General features: G+C 34.5%; 5 protein-coding genes. All 5 read left to right on the plus strand.

Going from position 1 to position 5731, the window contains the following annotated elements; all coding sequences use genetic code 11:
* Nucleotides 1-316 (plus strand): hypothetical protein (locus KKC91_03000; GenBank protein ID MBU0477520.1); only part of this gene is annotated, 316 nt, incomplete at its 5' end.
* 264 nt (nucleotides 317-580) lie between these two features.
* Complete coding sequence (locus KKC91_03005; GenBank protein MBU0477521.1) at nucleotides 581-1654, plus strand: hypothetical protein; 1074 nt, start codon at nucleotides 581-583, stop codon at nucleotides 1652-1654.
* Nucleotides 1654-2688 (plus strand): hypothetical protein, encoded by a 1035-nt coding sequence (locus tag KKC91_03010; protein ID MBU0477522.1) that lies wholly within the window; start codon nucleotides 1654-1656, stop codon nucleotides 2686-2688. The genes KKC91_03005 and KKC91_03010 overlap by 1 nt, the downstream gene beginning before the upstream one ends.
* Before the next feature lie 137 nt (nucleotides 2689-2825).
* Nucleotides 2826-4451, plus strand: coding sequence for a hypothetical protein (locus KKC91_03015; protein ID MBU0477523.1), 1626 nt, complete (start codon nucleotides 2826-2828; stop codon nucleotides 4449-4451).
* 22 nt (nucleotides 4452-4473) lie between these two features.
* Nucleotides 4474-5731 (plus strand): recombinase family protein (locus KKC91_03020; GenBank protein ID MBU0477524.1); only part of this gene is annotated, 1258 nt, incomplete at its 3' end.

Consider the following 5731-nt stretch of genomic DNA (forward strand, 5'->3'; position numbering starts at 1 on the left):
ATCTGCTCATTTTAAAGAGCAGGGATATAAAACTGAAATCGAGAAAAATCTCAACAGCAAGTTTTTAGATGTTGGAATTGAAACAGAAAAAGGCATAATAGCCATAGAGATAGCAATATCATCTGAACACGAAAAAGAAAACATAAGGAAAGACATAGAGGCAGGATGCGAGAAGGTGATAATAGCCTGCAAGGATAATGCAGTCCTGGAAAAAGTTGAAAACATAATCAAAGAAGCAGGCAATGAAAATAAAACTAAGGTTAAAACCTGTCTTTTGACTGAAATTATGAAACTTTCATTGGCGGATTTAGTCTAAAAGAACATGATAACCACGACAGCACAGATAGGTTTTTTTATTTAGACAAAGAAAAATAAGGGATATAATAGCAACTATCAACTGAACAATGGCACTTAAAAATTCTATATTCATAGTTCAACTCCAAGGATATTTTGTCAATCCAATTACACTTGACAAATCTCTCTATCTGACCTTTAATTGAAGACAAAACCTATCCTTCTGTCTTTAAAAGATGTAAAATTATGTTTCTAGTAGTACAATTTCTTACTATAAATAAATTATATGGATTATATAGGTGCTTTCTATTCTCAGAAACACACTGAAGAAACTCTACATAAGGGCATAGATTCTATTTTAGGGAGCCATAAAAAGCTCAATGTTTACTTCTTCCCTGTTTACATTAAACCTTCCTACTTTTCTACTTTAAAAAATGGGAACTCTCAATGTAAATTAGTCTCAGAAAATGGCGGGATATTTTTATTTGACTGTTCTTTCCAAATACGAAATTTCGGACAAAAAGGAATAATTTCTGGAAAGGTATTTATTGTAAAAAATAAAGAATATGATGACATTTACACTGTAATTACATTGGAAAATTCGCAATTTTTCTCTAGAGGTATCTATCCTTATTTCTTAAAAAATTTCCCCCGAGTAAGTTTAACTTTTATAACTCATAAAAAACTAAAAAATCTACTTCTCGAATTTAGGGATGGGAATAATTTCAAATCCTTAACTATTGTTCGAACAACCACTTATAGCCGTGTTGGTAAAAAAATTATGCCTTCGGTAAATTGGCCAGAATTTGACTTAGAAAAAGCATTTGAATGGGTAGACAATGAAAATGGATGGTTTAAGAATCTTAAATTCCAGATTAAAAAACCTCACGAACCCAAAATTGAAATATCTATCTCGCGGAAAGGAGTTATTAAAACAAACAGATACTTTAAACTTTTATATGAGTATTTTATCCTTCCTATTTCAAAAACGGTTTATGAAAATATAAAAATTTTTAGCCGAAGGGCGCGACTTGATAATCCAAACCGAGATATAAGTCCTCTATGCATAGATTTTGGATATGGAAGATTTACAGAAGTTGAAGAAAATAACAAATTCATAGACTCTTTTAAAAATATGAAGGCTTCTTCTGTATCAGTAATTCATGGGAATCCATATATACATTTGTCATTATTTGATTATTTTGACGGAAGCTCTTTTGATATTTGGGTATTGTCTACCGATAAAATTGTAATAGTTCCTCAACTTAAGGCATCATTTCAATCAATAAAAAGGCTTATGAACCACATTTTTGATAATTATGCCGAAGGAGATATTAAAGATTTTGAGGTTGCTGAATAATGGCTAAAACATTTAATGAACAAATAGACGATTATAAAGATTCAATTTTTGCCATAATCGGATTCATTAATCTTTTCCGATTTGATGATGATACCCAAACTATAGACAATGATATTATGATTTTTCAGGGGAGAAGAATGAAAACTTCATCGGCAAATAGAGTGTCTCCTGATACTGAAGTTACGCCAGATTTTTGCATTCAAGCTCCTAATAACAAGGGTATTGTAGGAGAAATTAAAAAAAGTTTTCCGGAAGAGAATAGTCTATGGATGAAAGATTTTGAACAATTAATGCGTTATGATGATGAGTTAACTAATTGGCTTACAACCAGTGGTAAAATTGATAACCACGAGATAGTACTTTTACCTGAGCAAAGTCGTTCCCGAGCAGTACAGCAATATTTTGAAGAAAGGAAAGATAGCGAAATCACTTTCAACAAAAACTTTATTATTGTTCAATTTAACCGCAACGACCAGGTTAAATCTTATTTCTTTTTCAGGAAAGAATATGGCTCATTTAAATATTTTGATAAAATTAATAAAAAGCTCCTTGTTGGAGTCATGGTACCAACAGACATATTGATGCTTAAGTATGAAAAAATTAAATTATATGACGCTAAGCCCCCTTTACCTTACTTGCTCCATCTTATATGGGAAAATGTAATTATGTTTCGCGCTTCTGATAACGAAAAATTTTCTGGGATGAAACGAATACCTATAAATATTACTATAGAGAATGTAGTAGAAGACTTGCATGCTAACTATTCGTTTAAGAAATTAAATGCTGGCGATGATACTCATCAACCTAAAATCCCACTTACATCCTGGGTGAAAGAAGCACTCAATGCTATGGTTACTTTTAAACTCGCGGTATTAATAGATAGTCAGAAAGGAGAATATACGGTTAACTTCAAGAAGTTTAAAAAAACGCTAGAAACTTTTATAGATCTCTGTACTAAACACGAGTTGGGGAACAAACCAGATAAAAAGCAGGGAAAGTTATTTAACGATATAGAAGAACCTTTGGATTTATAATTAGAAATACAGAATAATCCTACGGATTTTCCTTCTCTCCCCCCACTCTTGACAACTCCACCAATTCTAACCTATAATTAAGCAACACAATACAAACCATTGATTGAAAAACCTATCATCCTAAGGGAGTCTGAGAAATGAAATCCCTAAATGATCTTATGCAAAACCATGAGATTTGTGTTTTACAAAAGAAACTGCGCAAACATCTTATTCTACATTCATTCAAAGGACTGATTACGCCTGCCAACTTTACTGATTGGCATCTTTCACTTTATCCCTTTGCGACAATAAGACCCCTTATGTATTTCAGCAAATTGACCTTTCTTGAAAGTTTGAATTTCTTTAATGCTCATTCAAATTTGGTTTTAGATAGTCTAGCTAGATCCAATCGAGACATAACACATGCCATTTTCTCCTTGATAAGACCCGGTAGCAGTTGGAAACAAGAAAACAGCTTATCATTAAAGGAGCCGAGAGACTTAGTTGATTTCGAACGAATATGGCATCCAGAATATCAACGCTACTGCGAACATATATTCAATAATTTGATTCGCATTCCTCTCGAAGTATTAGGAAGATTAAGAAATAAAAATTACCAATCTCCTACCTTAGCCAACCGAGTACAAATACTTCAAAATAACAGCTTGCAGAGATTAACAAAGGGATATAACGCAACAGTACGTAATGCAATATCTCACGGCTCCAGCTCATTTGAATTCCAAGGAATCAAATATATAAACTCTGGGACAGAAATTGAACTTACAGCTTCAGGCTTCACAGAGATACTCGATGAACTAGTCAACACTTGCAATGCCATGGTTATAGCACTACTACTTTTTTTGTGTGGAAATCAACGTGAAGTTGCAAGATATGGGCTTAATTCTTTGCCACTTGGGGTAAGGTATCTTTTTATAGACGGGATCACATCCCATCTTGGACTCAAAATACAGTCAATGGTAGAAAGTGAGACTGTCAAAAACGAAAGACAACTAAACATTAACTGTTCCATCTCTAGCCCAGCCAGAATGACCCATATTTTTGAGAGCCTAAATGTGAGTTGGAATTCTCTAAAATTCGGAGGAGAAAATTATGGCCGTTTTGGTATATCAATTGATTGTGGGAAATCAGTTTCTGCGGCAGCATTTCTAGATGGCAAGAAACTTTGGGAAGCTATTGAAAAAGACCTACCACCCGAATCTGCAAAAGGGATTATAGAAGGTGGTCTTCTTTGGTATGATGCGCCCAGCTGGAAAAGGAAAATGCATACTTTCAGAAATATATTCCTTCTTCAACTGCAATTAGTGAAGAAACAGATTCACGATGAGTGGAAAAAGATGGGCGTTCAGCTCTTCTCTTCAAGATACGTTGTCCGAGAAACTATCAACAAAAGTGCAGGCAAAATTCGTAGATTGGAAGCGCTAATAGTATTAACTGAATCTGACATCCTAGATAAAGAACTGCTATTGAATATTGTAAGACATGCTATTCGAAACTTAAAAAGAAAAAGAATTTCCAGTATTAGTATAGGAGAAGTCAGCAAAATAAAGAAATCTCCTTCTTATGTTTGGATCAATTTATACCAACACGATGAAAGAATACGAAATTTAATACGTTCAGATTGGCGCGAGAAAAACCTTCTATTACAAGCCGAATGGACTTCTAGGACTTATAGAAAAAAGCCAGTATTTATTAAATCACCGGACAATATTTTTCGAGGAATTCGTGTTAAATTTAATCCAACCATTTCTTTTAGCATCAAATAAACCCCAACGGAAAGGATTTCTTATGAAAGCTGGAATTTATGTCAGAGTTTCAACATCCATGCAGATTGACAGAGATTCTCTGCACACACAGGAAGAAAGATTAAGGCAGTACTGCAAAGCCCAGAATTTTGAGGTTTACAAAGACAAACCATACAAAGACGAGGGAATATCAGCAAAAGACACAAAACGGCCCGCATTCGAGGAATTAATGCAGGACGTAACAGCAGGAAAGATAAACGTCATTATCGTAACAAGGCTTGACAGAATAACCCGCTCTTTAAGAGATTTAATCAACTTAATGGAATCCCTGCAGCAGCATAATGTCAAACTAATCTCCCTGACAGAAAGTATAGACACGACAGGACCAATGGGCAGATTCATTATTAATCTTCTCGGCTCAATAGCCCAATTAGAAAGAGAAATTGATTCAGAAAGAGTTTCAGCAGATATGCATCATCGCGCATTATCCGGAAAATGGACAGGCGGAGTAGTTCCCCTTGGCTACACAACAAAAGGCAAGCTGTTAAAAGTATTTCTTGAGCAAGGATTAAGTGAAGATAAGGCATTAAAAGAGGCAAATGAACTAGCACCTGAAAAAGGCAGGCTATATCTGCAAAAGCAGGAAGCTGAATTAGTAAAAAAAATCTACAAGCTTTATCTTGAATTCAGAAGCCTGAGAAAAACAACTCATGAATTAAACAGAATAGGAATCAGAGCTCCTGAAGGAGCACCATGGGCTGCAACCTCAATAAGAAGAATTTTATCAACTCCAACCTACACAGGCAAAATCTGGTATGGCAAGAGAAAAACAGAATTAGCAACAGGAAAACTCAAAAATGTGAAAAAGGAGTTATGGAAAATAGTAAAAGGACAGCATGAACCAATAATCACAGATGAAACCTTTGAAAAAGTGCAGGAAATATTAAAACAGAAATACATGAAACCGAGCAAGGCAAAGCAGGCTTATCTTTTAACAGGATTATTAAGATGCGGAATGTGCAAAGGCGGAATGTTCGGCTATGTCCAGGCAAAAAAGAACAAAAGTGGAAAATATTTTTATTACAGATGCCGGAATTCAGTCGCAAAAGGGCAGTCTGTATGCAAAGGCATGGTTTTGCCTGCGGAAAACATTGAAAAAGCAGTTATTGATTTTCTCATGAACATATCAAAAAACGACAAAATACTGAATGAGAAGGAAAAAATAATGAACAAGTATAAAGAGCAGGCAAAGCCGGTAAAATCAGATGTTGAAGAAGAAAAGAAAAGATTATTTCTCGAGG

Source organism: bacterium (assembly GCA_018812485.1).
GTDB lineage: Bacteria > JAHJDO01 > JAHJDO01 > JAHJDO01 > JAHJDO01 > JAHJDO01.